The sequence below is a fragment of the Chryseobacterium sp. GTID13 genome (assembly GCF_056172655.1).
This window is the reverse complement of the sequence record NZ_JAOCMB010000007.1, coordinates 134160-153908: the sequence shown is the minus strand read 5'-3', so window position 1 is coordinate 153908 and position 19749 is coordinate 134160. Positions and strand designations below refer to the sequence as shown.

Annotated in this window: 19 protein-coding genes, 1 tRNA gene and 1 pseudogene; 7 read left to right on the top strand and 14 right to left on the bottom strand. The window is 37.9% G+C overall.

From position 1 onward, the window contains the following. Window positions 1-2 precede the first annotated feature (2 nt). The 4 genes and pseudogenes from mgtE to N4G44_RS19795 all read right to left on the bottom strand — a co-directional run bounded on the left by mgtE (window position 3) and on the right by N4G44_RS19795 (window position 2627). Window positions 3-1324: pseudogene (mgtE, locus tag N4G44_RS19810) on the bottom strand (magnesium transporter). A gap of 173 nt (window positions 1325-1497) precedes the next feature. After that, the gene (locus N4G44_RS19805; RefSeq protein ID WP_474929300.1) at window positions 1498-1659 is read right to left on the bottom strand and encodes a bacteriocin-like protein; all 162 of its coding nucleotides are present in this window, start codon (window positions 1657-1659) and stop codon (window positions 1498-1500) included. Window positions 1660-1677: 18 nt separating this feature from the next. Further along, complete coding sequence (locus N4G44_RS19800; protein ID WP_474929299.1) at window positions 1678-1821, bottom strand: bacteriocin-like protein; 144 nt, start codon at window positions 1819-1821, stop codon at window positions 1678-1680. Between the two features lie 464 nt (window positions 1822-2285). Then, window positions 2286-2627 (bottom strand): hypothetical protein, encoded by a 342-nt coding sequence (locus tag N4G44_RS19795; protein ID WP_474929296.1) that lies wholly within the window; start codon window positions 2625-2627, stop codon window positions 2286-2288. Between the two features lie 368 nt (window positions 2628-2995). On the opposite strand from N4G44_RS19795, the gene rpsO reads away from it, so the two are divergent. Beyond that, window positions 2996-3280, top strand: coding sequence for a 30S ribosomal protein S15 (gene rpsO, locus N4G44_RS19790; RefSeq protein WP_474930108.1), 285 nt, complete (start codon window positions 2996-2998; stop codon window positions 3278-3280). Between the two features lie 56 nt (window positions 3281-3336). Here rpsO and N4G44_RS19785 read toward each other — a convergent pair whose 3' ends face one another. Together N4G44_RS19785 and N4G44_RS19780 are read right to left on the bottom strand one after the other, a co-directional pair. Further along, on the bottom strand, window positions 3337-3696 hold the full coding sequence (locus N4G44_RS19785) for a DUF4260 domain-containing protein (protein ID WP_474929294.1): 360 nt from the start codon (window positions 3694-3696) through the stop codon (window positions 3337-3339). Window positions 3697-3826: 130 nt separating this feature from the next. Continuing rightward, complete coding sequence (locus N4G44_RS19780) at window positions 3827-5245, bottom strand: sugar MFS transporter (protein WP_474929292.1); 1419 nt, start codon at window positions 5243-5245, stop codon at window positions 3827-3829. A gap of 557 nt (window positions 5246-5802) precedes the next feature. On the opposite strand from N4G44_RS19780, the gene N4G44_RS19775 reads away from it, so the two are divergent. Further along, entirely contained in the window at window positions 5803-8043 is a 2241-nt protein-coding gene (locus tag N4G44_RS19775; protein WP_474929290.1) for a polyribonucleotide nucleotidyltransferase, read from the top strand. Between the two features lie 265 nt (window positions 8044-8308). On the opposite strand, the gene N4G44_RS19770 is transcribed toward N4G44_RS19775, so the two are convergent. The 5 genes from N4G44_RS19770 to N4G44_RS19750 all read right to left on the bottom strand — a co-directional run bounded on the left by N4G44_RS19770 (window position 8309) and on the right by N4G44_RS19750 (window position 13331). Next, window positions 8309-10198 (bottom strand): M1 family aminopeptidase, encoded by a 1890-nt coding sequence (locus N4G44_RS19770; RefSeq protein ID WP_474929287.1) that lies wholly within the window; start codon window positions 10196-10198, stop codon window positions 8309-8311. A gap of 1 nt (window position 10199) precedes the next feature. Next, window positions 10200-11474, bottom strand: a complete 1275-nt coding sequence (locus N4G44_RS19765; RefSeq protein ID WP_474929285.1) for a hypothetical protein — start codon at window positions 11472-11474, stop codon at window positions 10200-10202. A 2-nt stretch (window positions 11475-11476) separates the two neighbouring features. Continuing rightward, window positions 11477-12349 carry an ABC transporter ATP-binding protein gene (locus N4G44_RS19760; protein WP_474929282.1) on the bottom strand — a complete coding sequence of 291 codons (873 nt, stop codon included), beginning with the start codon at window positions 12347-12349 and terminating at the stop codon, window positions 11477-11479. 261 nt (window positions 12350-12610) lie between these two features. Further along, the gene (locus N4G44_RS19755) at window positions 12611-12814 is read right to left on the bottom strand and encodes a helix-turn-helix domain-containing protein (RefSeq protein ID WP_040995723.1); all 204 of its coding nucleotides are present in this window, start codon (window positions 12812-12814) and stop codon (window positions 12611-12613) included. 1 nt (window position 12815) lies between these two features. Beyond that, window positions 12816-13331, bottom strand: a complete 516-nt coding sequence (locus N4G44_RS19750) for a DUF2975 domain-containing protein (protein ID WP_474929277.1) — start codon at window positions 13329-13331, stop codon at window positions 12816-12818. Between the two features lie 160 nt (window positions 13332-13491). On the opposite strand from N4G44_RS19750, the gene N4G44_RS19745 reads away from it, so the two are divergent. Then, complete coding sequence (locus N4G44_RS19745) at window positions 13492-13701, top strand: TfoX/Sxy family protein (RefSeq protein ID WP_474929274.1); 210 nt, start codon at window positions 13492-13494, stop codon at window positions 13699-13701. Window positions 13702-13978: 277 nt separating this feature from the next. Here the strand turns inward: N4G44_RS19745 and N4G44_RS19740 are convergent, their stop codons facing one another. The 3 genes from N4G44_RS19740 to N4G44_RS19730 form a co-directional block, all read right to left on the bottom strand. After that, window positions 13979-14116, bottom strand: coding sequence for a hypothetical protein (locus N4G44_RS19740; RefSeq protein ID WP_184161286.1), 138 nt, complete (start codon window positions 14114-14116; stop codon window positions 13979-13981). A gap of 272 nt (window positions 14117-14388) precedes the next feature. Next, a complete protein-coding gene (locus N4G44_RS19735) occupies window positions 14389-15408 on the bottom strand; it encodes a helix-turn-helix transcriptional regulator (protein WP_474929270.1) in 1020 nt (339 codons plus the stop codon). Window positions 15409-15545: 137 nt separating this feature from the next. Beyond that, window positions 15546-15878, bottom strand: a complete 333-nt coding sequence (locus N4G44_RS19730) for a HopJ type III effector protein (RefSeq protein ID WP_474929266.1) — start codon at window positions 15876-15878, stop codon at window positions 15546-15548. A 214-nt stretch (window positions 15879-16092) separates the two neighbouring features. Here N4G44_RS19730 and N4G44_RS19725 point away from each other — a divergent pair, with 214 nt between their 5' ends. The 4 genes from N4G44_RS19725 to N4G44_RS19710 all read left to right on the top strand — a co-directional run bounded on the left by N4G44_RS19725 (window position 16093) and on the right by N4G44_RS19710 (window position 19659). Next, a complete protein-coding gene (locus tag N4G44_RS19725) occupies window positions 16093-16845 on the top strand; it encodes a hypothetical protein (RefSeq protein ID WP_474929264.1) in 753 nt (250 codons plus the stop codon). Then, window positions 16842-17474: an RtcB family protein gene (locus N4G44_RS19720; RefSeq protein WP_474929261.1), complete on the top strand. Its 633-nt coding sequence runs from the start codon at window positions 16842-16844 to the stop codon at window positions 17472-17474. Before N4G44_RS19725 ends, N4G44_RS19720 begins: the two co-directional genes overlap by 4 nt. 120 nt (window positions 17475-17594) lie before the next feature. Next, window positions 17595-17703 (top strand) — tRNA-OTHER (locus tag N4G44_RS19715). A 198-nt stretch (window positions 17704-17901) separates the two neighbouring features. Next, entirely contained in the window at window positions 17902-19659 is a 1758-nt protein-coding gene (locus tag N4G44_RS19710; protein WP_474929256.1) for a hypothetical protein, read from the top strand. Window positions 19660-19749: the final 90 nt, after the last annotated feature.

Below are 19749 nucleotides of genomic sequence, written 5' to 3'. Positions count from 1 at the left end.
AATTACAAAAGTTTTCCTGTCAGGAAAAGTCCTGCAACGGAAAAATAAATAATGAGACCGGTAACGTCCACCAGGGTTGCTACAAACGGGGCAGAAGAAGTAGCAGGGTCAAGTTTCAGTTTTTTAAGGATGAAAGGAACCATAGAACCGGAAAGTGTTCCCCAAAGGACGATCAGAACCAGGGAAACAGCTACACTTAAACCTACATAAGGCCAGTACACTCCATAATTAAAAAGTCCTATTTTGTGCCAGATCAGGATTCTTAAAAAACCAATGGCTCCAAGAATACCGCCCAGGAATAATCCGGTAAAGATTTCCTTTTTCATGACGTACCACCAGTCTTTAAGACCAATTTCCTGAAGTGCCATAGCCCTGATAATAAGGGTTGCTGCCTGGGAACCGGAATTTCCTCCACTGGAAATAATAAGAGGGACAAACAGAGCCAGAACTACCGCTTTTTGAATTTCATCCTCAAAATAACCCATTGCAGAGGCGGTAAGCATTTCGGAAAAGAAAAGAATAATCAGCCATGTTCCTCTTTTTTCACCATTTCCATCAGGGACGTTTGGGTATAAGGATCATCCAGCGCTTCAAGACCCCCGAATTTCTGGATATCTTCTGTATTCTGCTGCTCAATCTGGTCAAGGATATCATCAATGGTTACGATACCTACAAGAACACCGGCTTCTGTTATAATGGGAAGGGCAGTTCTGTCGTATTTTTCAAAGTAGGTTACTGCGTCTTCTTTGGAAGTAGTGGTGGTAATCGCTACGAAATGATTGTCGGTAATATCTGAGATCAGTGTATCTTCTTCGGCTAAAAGTAAGCTTCCCAACGCAATATCATCAATCAGGCGGTTTCTTTCATCCACCACGTAAAGATGGTTCATGGTTTCCACTCTTTTACCTACTTTTTTAATCTGCTGCAGACATCTTTTTACGGTCCACTCTTTACGGATTTGGATGTAGTAAGGGGTCATCAGACGGGCGATGGAATCTGAATCATAGCCTAGAAGCTTCAGGGCGATCCTTCTTTCCTGCGGATTAAGATGATTGATCGAATATTTGATCAGTTCGTCCGGGAAATCCTCAAAAAGTGATGTCCTGTCATCCGGTGTCATTCCGTTCAGAATTTCAGAAACTTCCTCGCTTCCGATACTTCTGATGGTTTCTTCCTGAAAATCAGGATCAAGATGGGAAAAAACTTCTGCTTTGTACTCTTTCGGAACTTTTAAAAATGCCAGAAGCCTCTCATCAGCAGGAAGGTTGCTAAGAGTTTCGGCAATATCGGCAGGATTAAAGATAAGTTCGTCTCTGGAATTCAAAACGTGAAATTTTTTGGATATGCAAAAATAATTCAAATATTTAAGACTATGAAGGAAAGCGGTAAAATTAAGGATCAATTAAACTGTAAATACTTTATAATATTCTTTTGAAACAAAAAAACACCCGCCGGAGCGGATGTTCAAAAATTAAATTTTAATTCATAAAACCTATATTATTCGAGAATAGGTCCACATAATGGGAAGGGAGAAGGAACACACATTTTTCCCTCGCAGCATTCTCCGAAATCGCACTGGGAATGATCCCGGCACGTTTGGATGATTCCTCCTTTGATCGTCTTTTGTTCTTTTCTGGTGAGCTTTTTAAGATTTTTCATAGCTTAATCATTATTAAGTTAAGGCTCTATACAGGCATATTCTTTACAAACGCCGTCACAGCACCATCCGATACTGCAAGGTCTTGTAAGGCTGCATTTGTTGATTGCGCCACCGTTGATCTGTCTTTGCTGATCTCTGTTGAGTTTCTTTAAATTTTTCATATTATATAAGTTTTAATTTGCATAACTAAAATAATAAAAAATATTTAATTATTCACCGTATGATGAAAATATTGATCTAATAATCAGGGTGTTTAGAGGTTTTTGGCTTTTATTGGAAAATAAGTAAAATGTGAATAGTGAAAAGTCAATGGTGAATTTTTTTACACAACCCCAATTGACCATTGACCTGCGAAGCAAAACTGACCATTCACGCCAGAATATTGATTATTGATAAATAGCGAAAGTCAATCGTAAACTTTATAAGCAGGCCCAACTGACCATTGACCTGCGCAGCAAAATTGATCATTCACAGCTAGAACATTGATTATTGATAAATAGCGAAAGTCAGTCGTAAACTTTATAAGCAGCCCCAATTGACCATTGACCTGCGCAGCAAAATTGACCATTCACACTAGAATATTGATTATTGATAAATAACGAATCATCAAGCCGCCAGCCTCACCCTATAACTCCGCTTCAACCGAAGGCTTAAGCTTTCTGAGTTTTTTCAGGATGTCTTTTATTGCCCCGTCAGTGCCTATTTTAATAGAATTTACGGTAGAGCCGAGGAGGCGCATATTTTTGCGGTAGGTATCATAATCGGCTTCTGTAATCAGGTTTCCGCTTGCGTCAAAAAGCTTCATGCTGACCACCACCTGATTGGAAAATACATATTTACCGATCCCGACTTTGAAATATCTTACTTTTGGAACAATGGCAAAATCTGCATCATTATTGACACAGTAATCGGTGATAGCTTGTTTTTCCACATGATCGAAAGGAATCTGTACTTCAGCTCTGAGCATTTTATTCTTCCTTCCGCTGAAGTTATCGGATACAGCACTGAAAAAAGCGAGGTTGGTAGGCTCTTTGATTTCTTCAATATCAGGTTCTACCTCGGGATTGAAGTATAGGATTTTTTTGTTTTACTGTCTGCATTTCTCTGTGCTTTCACTGAAATGACACCGACTAATAAAAAAGTGCTGAACGCTGTAAAGAATATAAATTTTTTCATTGTGTAATCCGTATGCAAAATTACTGCCTTTTCGTCGGATGACGCATAATTTATTAAGAATTTTTTAACATTTTTTTCTATTAATTTTGATACACGAAATCAATAATGTTTGGCTGAGTTAAAAAATAGTTGTAATTTTGCACCCGTTACATAATAATCATTAAACAATATTGGAATGTACTTAACAACAGAAAAAAGCAGGAAATTTTCGCAAAACATGGAAAATCTGCAACAGACACAGGAAGTGCTGAAGGACAAGTTGCTCTTTTCACTTACAGAATCAATCACTTATCTCAGCATTTAAAGGCTAACCGTCACGATTTCAACACAGAGAGATCTCTAGTGAAATTGGTAGGTAAGAGAAAAAGTTTACTAGATTACCTTAAAAATAAAGATATCGCAAGATACAGAGCGATCATCGCTGAACTAGGTTTAAGAAAATAATCTACAAAGATTGTCAAGATAAAGCGGTTTCGAAAGAAGCTGCTTTTTTTGTATCCTTATTTCTTTTCTTTTCCAATTTTTCCCAGATGGGTATTCTGGAAACTGTCCGGATATTTCAGTCCATAGCCCAGCAACCTGTCAAATGCCGAATGGGCAAACAAAATGGCGCCTGCCATCTGAAGGTAAGGAAGAGAAAGATAAGTTCCGGCAAGATAGATCAGAACAGCCAGCCCAAGATGATGAAATAAGTTATAGAAAAATGCTCCCGTTTTATTATTGACGGTATATCCAAGCATGGAAATATCCGGAGCCAGAAACAACCCGGCATACCACCACCATGAAAGCCCTGTTTGTTCGAAAGCCAATATTCCCAACAGTAAAAAGGCAAAATACTCAAGCTGTAACTGAATCTTCATTGCAAAAGGTATTGATTATCCGATAAGTATATGATCCAGTATAAAAGTTACATTTCCGGATTTAAAACAAAAAGTGAGACGTTCTGAAACATCTCACTTTATATGATTGATTAAAATGTTGTTTTAAAATCTAGTGTCCCGATTTCGCTTCAGTGCTTTCAACATGGCCTAAATATTTACTGCAATATGCTCCAAAGATCAGAATCACCAGATAGCAGAACACAGGAATGATAAATGAATGCTGTACACCCACCTGATCTGCAAGGTAGCCCTGGAAAATAGGAACAATAGCACCTCCCAGTATAGCCATTACCACCAAAGAAGATCCCTGGCTGGTATATTTGCCCAATCCTGAAATAGCCAGCGTATAAATATTCGAAAACATAATGGAATTAAAAATTCCGATTCCCAAAATACTGTACATCGCCAGCTCACCATGATTTACCATTGCTGAAATGAGAAGCGCCACATTCACTGCTGCAAAAATAGATAAGGTTCTTGCCGGAGCTGCTTTTCCGATAAAGAAAGCGATAAAATTAAGTACAATAAAAGCTATGAAGAAACTGATCTGGGCAAAGCTTAGATCTACAATGCTGAAAATCACAAGGAAAACAGCAGCAGCTGCCCCCAACATATATATGGCCTTTTTGCCCTGGCTTAGTGACTGGTTTAAAGAAATAGCCCCAAGAAAACGCCCGATCATGGCGCCACCCCAATACAGAGAAAGATAATTTTTGCTGATAATTTCGTTAAAGCCCATAATTTGAGGCTGTTCCAGAAAGCTGATGATAAAGCTTCCTACAGCTACTTCTCCGCCTACGTAGCAGAACATGGCAAAAACTCCAAATTTCAGGTGGCTGAACTGGAGGGCTCCCCATCCTTTTACAACTTCTTCTTCCTGGGTCTGGAAAGAGGGCAGTTTTACTCTGGAAATCAGTAAAGCAACCAATAGTAGAATACCTGCAAAGATCAGGTAAGGAATTCTGGTGGCCACGGCACTGAATGAACCGTCAGGCGATGAGAAAAACTCAAAGATCAAATGTCCGCCAAGTACCGGGGCAATGGTTGTTCCGAACGCATTGAAAGCCTGGGTCATATTCAGACGGCTGGAGGCAGATTCTTCACTGCCCAGCAAGGATACATAAGCATTTGCTGTGATCTGAAGCACGGTAAAACCCAGTCCGAGAATAAACAGAGCCCCCAAAAACAGAGGATAATAAGAAAAAGTGGCGGCCGGATAAAATAAGACACAGCCCAAAGCTGCCAGGAAAATCCCGAAGATGATTCCTTTCTTGTAACCTGCTTTGTTAATAGGATCTCCTTTTGAAATAGAGATCAGGAAATAGATCAGGGAACCGATAAAGTAAGCTCCGAAAAAGCAAAACTGTACCAGCATCGATTCGAAAAAAGTGAGTTTGAAAAGCTGTTTCAGATAGGGGATCAGGATGTCATTCATACAGGTGATGAATCCCCACATAAAAAAGAGCAAAGTGATTGTGATTAAAGGAACCGTATAATTCCTGCTCTGTGTTACTTCTTTATTGATCATAAACATTTATTTATTTTGAAAAAGAATGATTAGCTCTTTCAGTTGTTTTCGTTCTGCTGCATATATTTTGAGAAGCAAGCAAATATAAGGCTGAGGCCGGTTTTCTGCAACTTTTCGGGTATTTTTCTATAAATAATTATTTTTCATAAAAGATAAAAAATATTATTTACTTATTTTGAGACAATAATACGAAAAATGACCGGACTCTATGATCGATTTTGTTAAAAAACTTTGGCTCAGCCCGTTTATACTTTGTAATCAGCTTTAAACAATTGATCATTAAAGGTGATTTTTTATTTTGCTTGTTATGAATAATGAAATACAAGGTTTAAAATGACAACCGTTTCATTTAAAGAAATCTGTTAAATACAGAAATACTGTCAGAATAACTTTTAATGCTTTAATACTAGGTAAAGGGAATTATGTTAGGGTCCGGCATGCTATTTCTCGGGCTGAAAATTTAATATTTCATTATTATATAGTACCTTTGCACACGAAAATTTAAAGAGTTTAAATATTAATTCATACTCAATACGGAGTATTAAGACGACAAATTTATGAGTGTACCTCAAGCGTTTACAGAAACGATTACTCTTGCAGACGGCAGAGAAATCACTATTGAAACGGGGAAATTGGCTAAGCAGGCTGATGGATCTGTTGTAGTAAAAATGGGTGGAACGATGCTTTTAGCAACAGTTGTAGCCAATAAAGAAGCAAATCCTGGTGTAGATTTTTTACCATTAACGGTAGATTACAGAGAAAAATTCTATGCAGGTGGAAGAATTCCAGGGAATTTCTTCCGTAGAGAAGCAAGACCTTCCGATCAGGAGATTTTAACGATGCGTTTGGTAGACAGGGTTCTACGTCCGCTTTTCCCTGAAGACTTCCATGCTGAAGTTCAGGTAATGATCTCTTTAATTTCTTATGACGGAAAAACAATTCCTGATGATTTAGCAGGTTTGGCAGCTTCTGCAGCCATTGCTATTACCGATATTCCTTTCAACGGGCCAATGTCTGAAGTAAGAGTGGTAAGATTCGACGGTAAACTGGCCATCAATCCTAGCTATGAAGAACTGAAAAATTCAGAGCTTGACATTATGGTAGGAGCAACCAAAGATTCTATTGTAATGGTGGAAGGGGAGATGAAAGAAATTTCTGAGCAGGAAATGCTTGAAGCAATCATCTTCGGTCATGCTGAAATTAAAAAACAAATTGAAGCTCAGGAAAGATTAGCTGAAAAAGTAGGTAAAGCTTTCCCGAAAAGAGAATACAGCCACGAAACTCACGACGAAGCTATTCGTGAGAAAGTTTGGAAAGAATGCTACGATAAAGTATATGAAGTGGCAAAAACTCCATCCGGAAAAGAAGAAAGACACGAAAAGTTCAAAGCAGTTCTTGATGAATTTTTAGCACAGTATGTAGATAATGTGGAAGAACTGGAGAGAGTAACACCTTTCGTAAAAGTATATTATCATGATGTAGAGAAAGAAGCAATGCGTCAGATGATCCTTGAAGACAACATCCGTCTTGATGGCCGTGATCCTCAGACGATCCGTCCGATCTGGTCAGAAATCGATTATCTTCCTGGAGCTCACGGTTCTGCCGTATTTACAAGAGGGGAAACCCAGTCTCTGACTGCTGTAACACTAGGTTCTGTAAAAGATGCCAACATGGTGGACAGCGTTATTTCTCAACACGACGAAAAATTCTTCCTGCACTATAACTTCCCTCCGTTCTCAACCGGTGAAGCAAGACCTTTAAGAGGAACTTCAAGAAGAGAAGTAGGACACGGAAACCTTGCCCAGAGAGCATTACAGGCTGTTATCCCTGAAGAAAACCCATATACTATCAGAATTGTTTCCGATATCCTTGAATCAAACGGTTCGTCTTCAATGGCAACAGTTTGTGCAGGAACGTTAGCTCTGATGGATGCAGGTGTACAGATTACAAAACCTGTTTCTGGTATTGCAATGGGACTTATTACCGATACAAAATCAGGAAAATTCACGGTACTTTCCGATATCTTAGGAGATGAAGATCACCTTGGAGATATGGACTTTAAAGTTACTGGTACTGAAGACGGTATCACTGCCTGCCAGATGGATATCAAAATCCAGGGACTTTCTATGGACATCATGGAAAAAGCTTTGATGCAGGCTAAAGACGGAAGATTACACATTCTGAATAAAATCACAGAAACAATCGCTGAACCAAGAGCAGATGTGAAGCCTCACGCTCCGAAAATGGTAGTTATGGAGATCTCCAAAGACTTCATTGGTGCAGTAATCGGGCCTGGTGGAAAAATCATTCAGCAGATGCAGAAAGATACGGATACGGTAATTGCTATCGAAGAGATCGGTGAGATCGGACGTATCGAAATTGCCGGTACAGACAGAGAGAAAATCAATGCTGCTGTTGCCAAGATCAATGAAATCACTTTTGTTCCTGTCGTAGGAGAGGTTTACAAAGGAAAAGTTGTGAAAGTAATGGATTTCGGAGCTTTCGTAGCGATTGCAAAAGGTACTGAAGGACTTCTTCACATTTCTGAAATCGAATGGTCTCGTTTAGACAAAGTTCCTTATGCAGAAGGGGATGAAGTAGAAGTGAAGTTCATGGGTTATGATGACCGTAAGAAAATGAAACTTTCAAGAAAAGTGCTTTTACCAAGACCTCCAAAACCTGAAGGAAAACCAAGACAAGAAGGACAAGGAAGACCTGAAAGACCGGCCAGACCAGAGAATGCAAGACCGGAAGGTGAAAAACCTGCCGCAGATCAGAACCCTTCAGCTGAAGCTTAAGATTAATCTTTAGATATAATAAATCCCTCAAATTGAGGGATTTATTTTGATTTATGAATAGAAGTAAAAAATAATCTGACCTATTGTGTTTTCTGATATTTGTTTAAAAATTGTTACAATACATTATTATCTATAAAGCATGGGTAAAAAGAAATCTGCTCAATCTGCTCAATCTGCGAGTGATTAAAAATATTTTCTCGCAGATTTAGCAGATTGAGCAGATGTTTGCGTATGATTTTGAATAAATAGTTGGTTGATGAATGATTTATATTGTTTTAAATAATATATCAACCTGCTTTCTTGCGGTTTCATTAGGACATACTTTATAGAACTCATTGAGCAGATCAAGAGAGGAGGGTTTCTTTGGGTATTTATTGTTCTGTAGAAAGCTTTTTAATGCTTTATTCACTTTTTCTTCCCCGATCAGATCACTCAATTTTACCATAGCTACAGCCCCTTTAGAATAAGATATATGCGTGGCGTCTCCTGTTACTTTATAAATTGGAACATTTTCAGAAAAACCTTTTTCACTTTCGTAAATTTGCTGGTGCATTTTTATTCTTTCCATCATTTTTTCTTTACCATGCATTTTTTTGTACAGCATCATTTCTGTGTACATAGCGAGTGTTTCGGTAAGCATTACCGCACCTTTCCTGTCATCGGGATCAATCTGATTATTTCCCCACCACAGATGGGAAAGCTCATGCCCGGCAAGTTCATTGATGACATCCTGCTTCTTATCAGCATGAATATTGGCATGGAAAATCATATCTTCAGGCATAAAAACAGCAGATGGATAAGCAGTTGCAGCAAAACCTCTGGTAAAAGATGAAATTTCAGCAAAATTGATTGTTTTGAAGGGATATTTTCCGAAGTTTTTCGTACAGTAATCCAATGTGATTTTTACATTTTCAAGGAGATGATCTGCATTTTCGAAATGGTTTTTGTGATAGAAAACCTGAACTTTAATTCCTTTATAGCTCGTACTTTTTACTTCATAATCTCCTGAAGAAACAGCAAACCGGAACGGAATATCTTCTGCCTTGTACTGAAAATAGCTGCGCCCTGACTTTGTCCATTTTCTGACCAGATCTCCGGTACCTATCGCGGTCTGGCCACTTTCCGTAGAAATGGTCATATTTAAATTGATAAAATCCTTTTTAGAAACTTCAGGAGCCTCAGGTTTTTTCATCTCCTTAAGCTTTCCGAGGTGATTTTCTTTTCTCAGTTTTTCATCCTGAATTTCTTCCGTTTTCTGGTACCCGATCACCGGATAATATCTGCTGATCCTCATAAAAGAGCCGTTCTTTATGATGGCATTAAAAGACTGATGCCCGTTAACGGCGTACCATTTATATGAGAGTTTGAATTCAAGATGGGCTTTTCCATTGGGTTGTAAAGGTTGTTTTAATTCAATTTCAGAGATATTTTTATTAATTCTCAGAATTTCAGAGCCGGATAGAAGAGCAGCGGATTCCAATTTGAGATCAGGATTGAAATTAATGAGAATCTTATTGACCAGCTGATCCGTAAAGTTCGTTAAGGTATATTTTCCAATGATCTCATATGCATTTTCTGAAGGATACAGTCTGATTTCGGTGGTAACATCTGAAATTTCAGGCTGTGGCAGGTTTTCATATTTTTTAAAATCTTTTTCGTACCGGATAGCTTCTATAACTGCTTTTCCTTCATTTTTAGGAATATAGCCTTTCATAAAAAATGTACCGGCAAAAACCCCTGAAGAGAGTAAAAGTATGCCGGCAATAACAATAAAACGACTGCGCTTTTTAGTCCTGAAAATTCTATTGATCACCCAAAGAAAGACAATGACTCCGGTACCAAATACAAGTCTTTCTGTAAAAGCAAGAGCGTAAGGTCCATATCCGTTAAAATCACTGTAAGCTCCTTTAAAATCTGAAAATATTCTGAAAAGAGGATAAGGAAGTATTTTACCGGAAGCCGGACCGGTGAGAAGAAATACTGCTAAAACAGAAATACCCAAAGCAATGAATTTGTTTCTGATACAAGTATTAATCAAAAGGATCAATCCTGAAAAAAGAATTAATGGAAAAGTATTAAAAAGAAAAACTCCCAGATAGGCCCTCCAATCGATATGAAGGTAGTGATACGCCCCTGAAATAAGATGCCTTCGCATATTAAAATTCCGGTAAAGAAAAAAAGGAGAATGCTGATGGCAATGAAATGACCTGTGAGCTTGCTTTCCGAAAAAAAGTCGTGTTTTCGATTTGCGAAAAGCCTGATGAATGACTTCTCCAATATAAATCATTAATAAAATAAGCGGCAAGTAGAAAACCGAACAAGGGGAAATTTTCTGAAATGGTTGCTGCCATAAGACCTGATCCGGCATACTTCTGTGGAAGACGGATACCTTTTTCAATCTCAGCGTACATTTCCATCCCGATGAAGAAAAGCAGAAGTATGGAAACTGCAGGAATGAGGATTCCTCTGAAAAGATAAAGCAGATCAACCTTTGCGAAGGACAGCATGGATCTGAATGTATTTTTCCAGCCAAAATCTGTTGGCGCTACACCATAAGAAAACGTTGCCTTAGTTGTGATTTCGGGTTGCTGCAATGTTTTCTTTACTTTTTGTTTTGAATGATCCGAGAAGGAAAATAAACGGTCGGTAAGTAGAAGGAATACAGCAGAAATACTCAGGTAAATTACTCTGTTAAGCAATAAATATCCCGAAAGAGGCACAATTAAAATATTTTTTTGTTGAACAGAAAATGTTCCTGCTTCAAAGAAATAAGGTGACAGGCCGAAAGGATCCAAAACAGACGAAATCTGCTGTGTTTCTATCGACTGGGGTAAGCTTCCTGCCATAAACGGAGAATTGGAGAAGACCAAAACAATCATATACAGTACATATAAAAGCAATCCGCCTACAACAACCAGCAGTTTTTTCTTAGTGGTCAATGAAACAAAAAACAGAAAGCTGCATACAAAAAAACAGTTGATACACCCGAAAATCAACATAGGATAAAGATAATATCCAATATTAAAATGATGCTGCATTTCACTTCCGGTCCGCAGAACCTGGCCTATGAGAAAGCCTGTCATTAAAAAGGAAAAGCTAAAGAAAGTCTGCAGAAAATAGACAAGGAACTTTCCACTCAGATAAGTCCATCCGGAAAAAGGAAATGAGAATAATAAAAGGTCAAATTTTGAATCAGAATCCTTAAAAAGAAATTGAACAGCATAAATTACAGCAATAAACAGGATGGATAAGCTGAGCATTCCTGTCATGAAACCGATGGTATAGGGCGAATTCAGATAAATCCCGTCTCCAACGGTAAGGTTGAATTGATTACCGCAGAATATACCTATACTTACTAGGATCAGGGCTATAAGATAGGCTGGCCAGTGCTTGGAAATGCGTCCGGCTTCAAATAAAAGTAGGGCATTCATAGTTAAGGTTTTTGGGTAAGAGTATGGAAATAGACGTGTTCCAGCAGTGGATTTACGGGTTCGAAATCTTCAGGTTTCGCTTCTGAAAATACGGTAATGTGAAGCTCTCTTTCAATCAGCTGCCTGCTGATGATCTCATGGCTGGAATCGTAGTTTTCAAGCTCATCTTTGCTGATGGGTTTCGACCAGATCCTGTTTTCCAGTTCCGAAATCAATACTCCCGGTTTTCCCTGCCGGAGGATCCGGCCTTTGTTCATGACAGCCATTTCCGAGCAGAGATTTCTGACATCCTCCACCAAATGGGTGGAAAGAATTACAATAACATCCTGGCTGATTTCGTTCAACAAAGCATTGAAACGGTTGCGTTCCTCAGGATCCAGACCGGCGGTAGGTTCATCCACGATAATAATCTTCGGATTTCCCAACAGAGCCTGGGCTACTCCGAAACGCTGTTTCATGCCTCCGGAAAAAGCATGGACTTCCTTCTTCCTGAATTCTGAAAGGTTAACTTTTTCTAGCAGGTTCAGGATCTGTTTTTTACATTCTGTACGGTTTGTGATCCCTTTTAGTACGGCAATATGTTCCAGCAGGTCATACGCTGAAACCTTTGGATAAACCCCAAAATCCTGCGGAAGAAAACCCAGATTTCGCTTGATATGATCAGGATCTTTTAAAACATCCGTCCCGTTGAAAATAATATTTCCGGAGGTAGGTTTCTGTAATCCTACAATGGTTTTCATCAAAGATGATTTTCCGGCGCCATTGGGCCCGAGCAGCCCGAACATTCCGTTTGATATCTCAAGTGACAGGTCTTTAACTGCCTGATACCCGTTTTTGTAAATAAGGCTGAGATGGTTGATGGTTAAGGTATTCATAATGATAAGGTTTGGATAATAGAAGGGTAGAGCAGACCTGTAGAGGGTCGCTAAAAAGGAAGAAGGAAGATGGAGGAGGGAAGTTGTCGGAGAGAGAGTCAAGAATCAAGAGTCAAGAATCAAGAACCAAGAATCAAGATTTTTAATTAAGATTAAGATTGAGATATTATTTAAGATTTACGATTGAATCCTGTTATTCTAAACCTCGTAATTAAGAACTTGAAACTTTAAACCCGAAACCCGTATCCCGAAACCGAAGCTCTATTCCCGGTACTCAAGAATATCACCAGGCTGGCATTCCAGAATTTTGCAGATGGCTTCCAGGGTATCAAAACGGACACCTTTTGCCTTGCCGGTTTTAAGAATGGAAAGGTTAACGGGAGTAATTCCCAGTTTTTCTGCCAATTCTTTACTCTGCATTTTTCGTTTGGCCAGCATGACATCTAAGTTGACTATAATTGGCATTTTATATAAATAGATCTTGTTCGTTTTGCAAATGTAGTCCTTGCTTAAAGATATTTGCAAGAAACAGACAGAAAATTCCCAACATGAAATGGATAAAAACCAATCCCCAGACAACACTTTCCACTTCCACAAAAAAACTGGTAATAATTACCAATGGTAGCGGAATGAAAATATTATATCTGTAAAATATCGTGAGCAGGCGTATATTGCCCGCCGTAAACAATTTCTCCTGAAAGAATACCCTGAAAACCAAGGCTGAAACCCAGAAAAATATCCCGTAAGCAAGTAAAACCGCAAAAAAAGAGAAAATGATATAGGCATAATTGTCATCAATATTCATAAACGGTTTTTCTGTAAAGGGAAAATTGATATGAAGATACTTGCCATCGCCATAAGGGGTTACTGCAAAACCCGTCGCCAGGCAGAACACCGAATAGATGGTGATGATAAAATAGCCCGCCGAAACTACGGAGCAGATGTAGTACAGTATCTTCGAAATAATTTTAGTCTGGTTCATGGCAATAATTATTTAACTATTGCAAATGTATAATTAATTATCGTAAAACAATAATTATTTTAAATAAAATTTTATTTTCATTAATTTGAATAAGTTTATTAACAATGAAAATAAGCCTTGTTAAGGTGTTTTTTGCTAAATTTAATTCTAAAATTATTTTATGGCTTACAGTACAAATCTTGCAGACAGAATCCGGGAAAGGCTTTCTAAAGAGCCCGGAATTGAGGTCAGTGAAAAGAAAATGTTCAGCGGATTATCTTTTTTGGTGAATGGCAAAATGTGTATTAATGTGAGCCATGACAACCTGATGTGCCGCTATCATCCTGATCTTGAAGAGGAAGTTTCGGAAAAAACGGTTTTCTTCCTATGATAATGAAGGGAAAGCAACTTAAAGGCTACTGCTATGTAGAACCCGCAGGTTTTCAAAAAAAGGATGATTTCGAATACTGGATAAGAATCTGTTTGGATTACAATCCGATAGCCAAAGCTTCAAAGAAAAAATAATCTTAGTATTCTTAACGGATGGTTGTAAGAGTATTAAATGTACATAAAGAATGCTTTCTGTAAAGAGCAGAACACTAAAAAGAGGCTGTACAATAAATGACAGCCTCTTTTCAATAAAATTAAATTCTAACTACTTCTACTTTTTAAGCAGTAATCTGCTTTGGTTCTTTTCCCTTATCTTCTTCTTTCTTATCTAATTTCTCAGATATCTTTTTTACGATGTATTCTATCGCAATAGGTGCTATAATGGCAATCAATGCTTTAAATATTCTTGATTTCATAGTATGATTTTTTAATAAACAGATTACTACAATTTCCAAGCCATTTTGAAAATCTCTCTGCTGGAAGGTGTTTGGGAAGAGGAAAGTTTTTGTTTTTTTTTAACCGTTTCGTCGGATTTTGAACCACCCGTCAAAAATTCTACGAATTTTCGCCACCCCTCCACGGGAGGGGAATTTTGATCCGACGAATTTCAGTCATAATTAAAGTTTAGATGTTGAAAGATCTGAATGGGTTTTTACCAATTTTCTACTGAAAATTAAGTTTAAACGGATCACTTTTCACCCGGAACGATTAAATTCTCATAATTTTTATATCCGGCTTTAAATTTATCCTGCAGCTTCAGTCTTAGTTTTTGGGGTTGGTGAACAATCAAGCATTCTCCAAAACCAAGCAGAAGTCTTTCAAGCTCAAAATTAATTTGTACACGGATCTTAAATATTGTCCCTTCTTCATTTTCGCTTACGATTTCCTGGCTTTTATGGAGCGGTTTGGTTTTTACATAAGGAGCATTGGATGAATCTACAAAGAAAATAACATTCCTTGGAGCCAGAGTTTCGGAAACGGTAACGCCCACAATATCTTTAAAGTATTCATCTCCATCCAGGTCTTTATCGATATAGTCAATATTTTCTTTCAAATCGATTTTTTCCATTCTGTCCAAGGCCAGATTATACATTTTTCCTTTATGCAGGCAGATCAGGAACCATCTGTTATTAAATTCCTTCAAAAGCTGCGGATGAACGGTATAGCTGCTGGATTCTCTGGCCGTAAAACTGCGGTACAGAATATTCAGGACTTTTTTGTTGGAAATGCTGTCATAAAGGATATCAATATGTTCAAGCCCTTTTAGCTGTTCGTTTTTATCCAGGTGAATAATGGATTTCTGCCCTGTAGAATGAATAGAGTCTTCAAGCTTCTGAATAACCCCGTTCATTTCTTTAAACATAGAGAAATCTTTAAACTGCTTCAGGATCTGAACCGCATTATTCATCGCTTTCAGGTCGCTTTCGTTCACAGAAATGTTATGGATGCTGTATTCGGGATCGCTGTAGCGGTAGTATTTCCTGTTGTAAACTTCAATAGGGGCTTCATATCCGAATTTTTCACTACGCATATTCTGCAGATCGAGCTGCACGGTCCGTCTGCTGACATAAGATTCCTTTCCTTCAAATTCAAAAAGGGCATCAGAACAGGCATCAATAAGATCTTCCAATGTATACTTACGGTATTTGTTCTTAAGACATTTGTCTAATGTTTTGTAACGGATGAGGGCATTTTTATTGGACGACATGGATCTTTGTTTTAATAGTGATAGTGAAAAGTGATAGGTGAATTTTGCTTTGCAAGTCAATTTTTATGATGTATCAATAGTTTTTCTCAAAATTAACAATTCATTTGCGAAGCAAAATTCACCATTGACCTATATAATTACTTCTGCTTCAATGCTTCTCCTTCAAAGGAAATCCCTTCCCATCCGTATTCCATAAAGTTCCTGATGTTCTGGTGATCCGTACCTTCCGGATTTTTTAATACATCTTCCCTGTAAAACTCTCCAAAAAGAGGAAGTGTCTGATCTTTTGGCAGCCCCTGAAGTCTGGCAAAACTGAAAACTTTACATGAACCATTATTCTGGCCGGCTTCATTCACTGTATCTCCATTTTTAAATGAGGTTGGAGTAAAATCATAATGTTCATCAATATAGTTGATAACCTCTTTGAATTGAATCGTTTCAGGATTGATTTTTAATTGTTCTAATAGCATACTTTTTTAGTTTAAATAATTGATTATGAAAATGAATAGAGAATTGTGTTGAAAATCAAATAATTATACAGGTTTTAACCTTTGTATTTTGACTTTTGTTTTCTCAGATTTTCTTCGCTTTTCACTTTTTTACAAAAATAATTAAAATAATTTTATCTGCGCAAAATTATTGCGTACTTGTGTTTTTACTTTGCACTATCAAAATGAAAGACTAATGGAATTTAACGGAAATAATTTAATTGAATTAGGATACAGACCAGGTAAATGGTTTAAAGATGCTATTACACATATTAATGAAAATAATCTGGATGAAACTCAGATCAGGGAATATCTTGAACAGTTCAGACAGCCTGATATTATTCCCCTTCATGAAACAGCCAAAGATTTTGTCATCAATATTAGAGCTGAACATGAAAGTGAAGATGATAATGTAGAGAAAGTGATCAACACAATGAAAGTTCTGATGAAAACCCCTACACTGACTGCGGGAGCCCTGATGCCGGATGCCTGTCCTACAGGACCTGAAGGACTGATCCCGGTAGGTGGAGTGGTGGTTGCCAAAAATGCCATTCATCCAGGATTTCATAGTGCAGATATCTGCTGTTCTGTAATGCTGACAGATTTTGGTGATGCTAATCCTAAAGAAGTATTGGATGCTGCCCATTCAGTAACGCATTTCGGATATGGAGGAAGACCGAGAGGAGAGCAGATGCCGATGTCTCAGGAACTGATGGATGCATTCAGAGAAAATGAATTTTTAAATGATGAAAAGCTGATTAGCATTGCCCGTTCTCATATGGGAACCCAGGGAGACGGAAATCATTTTCTGTTCGTAGGAAAGTCTAAAAATACAGGAAATACGATGCTGGTGACCCATCACGGTTCAAGAGCACCGGGTGCCGCCCTTTACGATAAAGGAATGAAGGTGGCCAACCGTTTCAGACAGGAGATTTCCCTGAAACATTGAAAGAAAATGCCTGGATTCCTTTTGAAACACCTGAAGGACAAGCCTATTGGGAAGCTTTACAGTTAATAAGATCATGGACCAAGGAAAATCATACCAATATTCATGATGCGGTTTTAAATAAGCTGGGAAGAGAAAAGCAGGATAGATACTGGAACGAACATAATTTCGTCTTCAAAGATGGTGATCTGTTCTACCATGCCAAAGGAGCCACTCCGCTGGATGACAAGTTTATGCCGGATATCACCGGACCAAGACTGATTCCACTGAATATGTCAGAACCCGTTTTGATCGTTCAGGGAAAAACCAACGGGAGAAACTTGGGTTTTGCACCGCATGGAGCCGGAAGAAATTTCAGCAGAAGCCAGCATAAGAGATCTTTAGCTCATAAAACGACTGAGGAAATCTTCAACGAGGAAACAGCAGGATTAGATATCCGTTTCTTCTCCAATGAAATTGATATTTCCGAGCTGCCAAGCGCTTATAAAAGTGCTAAGAACGTAAGAGCGCAGATTGAAGAATACGGACTTTGTGAAGTCCTGGATGAGGTGATGCCTTACGGTTGTATCATGGCCGGAGACGTTCAGAAGAATGCTCCGTGGAAGAAAAAGAAGAAATTCAGAAAAGTATAATTATTAATACAATATTCAAACCTTATAGGTTTTCAAAACCTATAAGGTTTACAAGAACTAATAACCAAACCTTGCAGGTGTAAAGCCTGTAAAGTTAATGAAAACTTTTTTCATAAGGCAGGGGCAGTAGCTCAGATGGTTAGAGCAACAAAATTACTTTTCGCTGCAGGCAAATAAAGTTCCTATGAATCCCAATTGTGTGTCACAGGTTCGAGTCCTGTCTGCTCCTCAAAATAAAAAAAATAAGGCAAAGAAAGTTCCTATAGGTTAAAATTACTTTCCGCCTTTTTACAAATTATAAAGCAAAGGGAGTTCCTATATTTTCGGTAAATTACTCCCCGCTTTTTATAAATTATAGGTAAAAGGAGTTCCTATATCCCTCACTTTTAATGAATTTACTCCTCACTTATTTTTAAAATTAAAAACAATGAAAACACTAAAATTATTCAATGCTGTATTAGCTAAAGAATCGAATGCTGAACCATTTATTTCGAATGACGGTTTTATCATTGAACCTGATGCTCTATGGGCAAAAAATGAGATCATTTCTTATTATGCAAAAGAAAAATTAAATGGAAATGATTTGAATAAGACCTTTCATAAATCCTGGGCGAAAATAAAAAATACTTCCAGAATCGATTTGTTTTTTGAGCAGATCCAGCATTATATTTCGACGTATGGAAGCGATTTCCAGAGCGAAATCTATATTCCTTCTGAAATATTGAATGTTCCGGATACCAAGCTGGTTTTTAAAGTCATCAAAGCCTATACTGCAGAAGAAATGCAGGAAAAATGCCTGTCTCTTTTGAGATCCGGAATTGCTTTAAAAGAAGAAACTATTGATGAATTGCTTTATATTTTACATACGGAGCTGGAATACGATTTTACAGGAAAAGAAAACATCAGAAATAAGGAAGCTGTTATAAAAATAGCCGATCTGTACGATGTATACCCTGAAAATCCTGTTGAGTTTTTCCGTTATGTTATTTATAAAACAACCAATACGACGCTTTTGATCAAAAGTGATGATCTGATTGATTTAATCAAGCAAAGTAAATTCAATCCAACCTATCTGTTTGAAAGCTTCGGAATGGAAAGACTGGCGGAAATTTTTAACCGATTCAAGCCGTTGTTCCTTGCTTATAAAAACAGAGCTCCGAAAGCAGTCAATAAAATATCGAAGCTTTCTAAAGTGTATCATAAACCGCTGATTTCAAACCCTTTGAATGATGCTACGAATACATTGCTGGAAAACAGCGATTGGCATTGGCTGGAAAATGCAACACCGTTTGCATTATTCAAAGCATTGTCAGCATGTTATTCAAGAATGTATGGCCAGGATACATTTGTTTACAGAGTGAGAAACGGAAAATCCTGGGTGAAAAAAGGTAAGGAAACTTACGTGAATCAGTTCAACTATGATTTTATTCTGGATTATCTGAAACTGAAATATGAAAACTTATCCGGAAAGAAATTCTATTTCCCTGAGAATGTAGAATTTGCATTACCAACTTCCGAAAAGATGTTTGTTGGAAATATTCCTGCCGGAACCCGTTTTTATGGCGAAAGACTGGCTGTGGGTATTTATTGGGAAAATAAATGGGGTGCCTGGGATCTCGATCTTTCAGGACTGAATATCGCCGGAAAAATAGGTTGGAATGCCGCTTATAATCAGGGTGACGGCCAACTGATGTATTCCGGGGATATAACTTCCGCTCCTCACGGTGCCGTTGAATATCTTTATGCCAACAAAGGGCAGTGTATGCCAACGCTTGTCATGAATAACGTTTTCAGCGGAGATGCGAATTGCGGATATAAAATTGTGATCGGAAAAGGAGATAATATTTCCTACAGCTATATGATGAACCCTGACAATCTCTTTGCTGAAGCCAGATGTAATTCTGTTCAGAAGCAAACGATCCTGGGAATGCTGGTGACCAAAAACGAAAAACAATGTTTCGTACTATTGAATTTCGGAGCCGGACATTCTCATGTTTCAGGAAATAACCAGGTTTCCATGATGGCAACAAGTGCATTGTATCAGCAATGGTATGAAGCCATGTCTTTCAACGAGCTTGTAAAAGAGCTTGGTGCTGAGATTACAACGGAAAAAGCAGAAGCCGATTTCGATTTCTCACTGGAAACTCTTGAAAAAGACAGCTTCATAAAAATCTTCAAGCAGTAAAAAACAAAGTAATGCAATTAAAACGCAAACATCTGCGACATCTGCAAAATCTGCGAGGGATTAAAAAAGCAATCATACTGCCATTTTGAT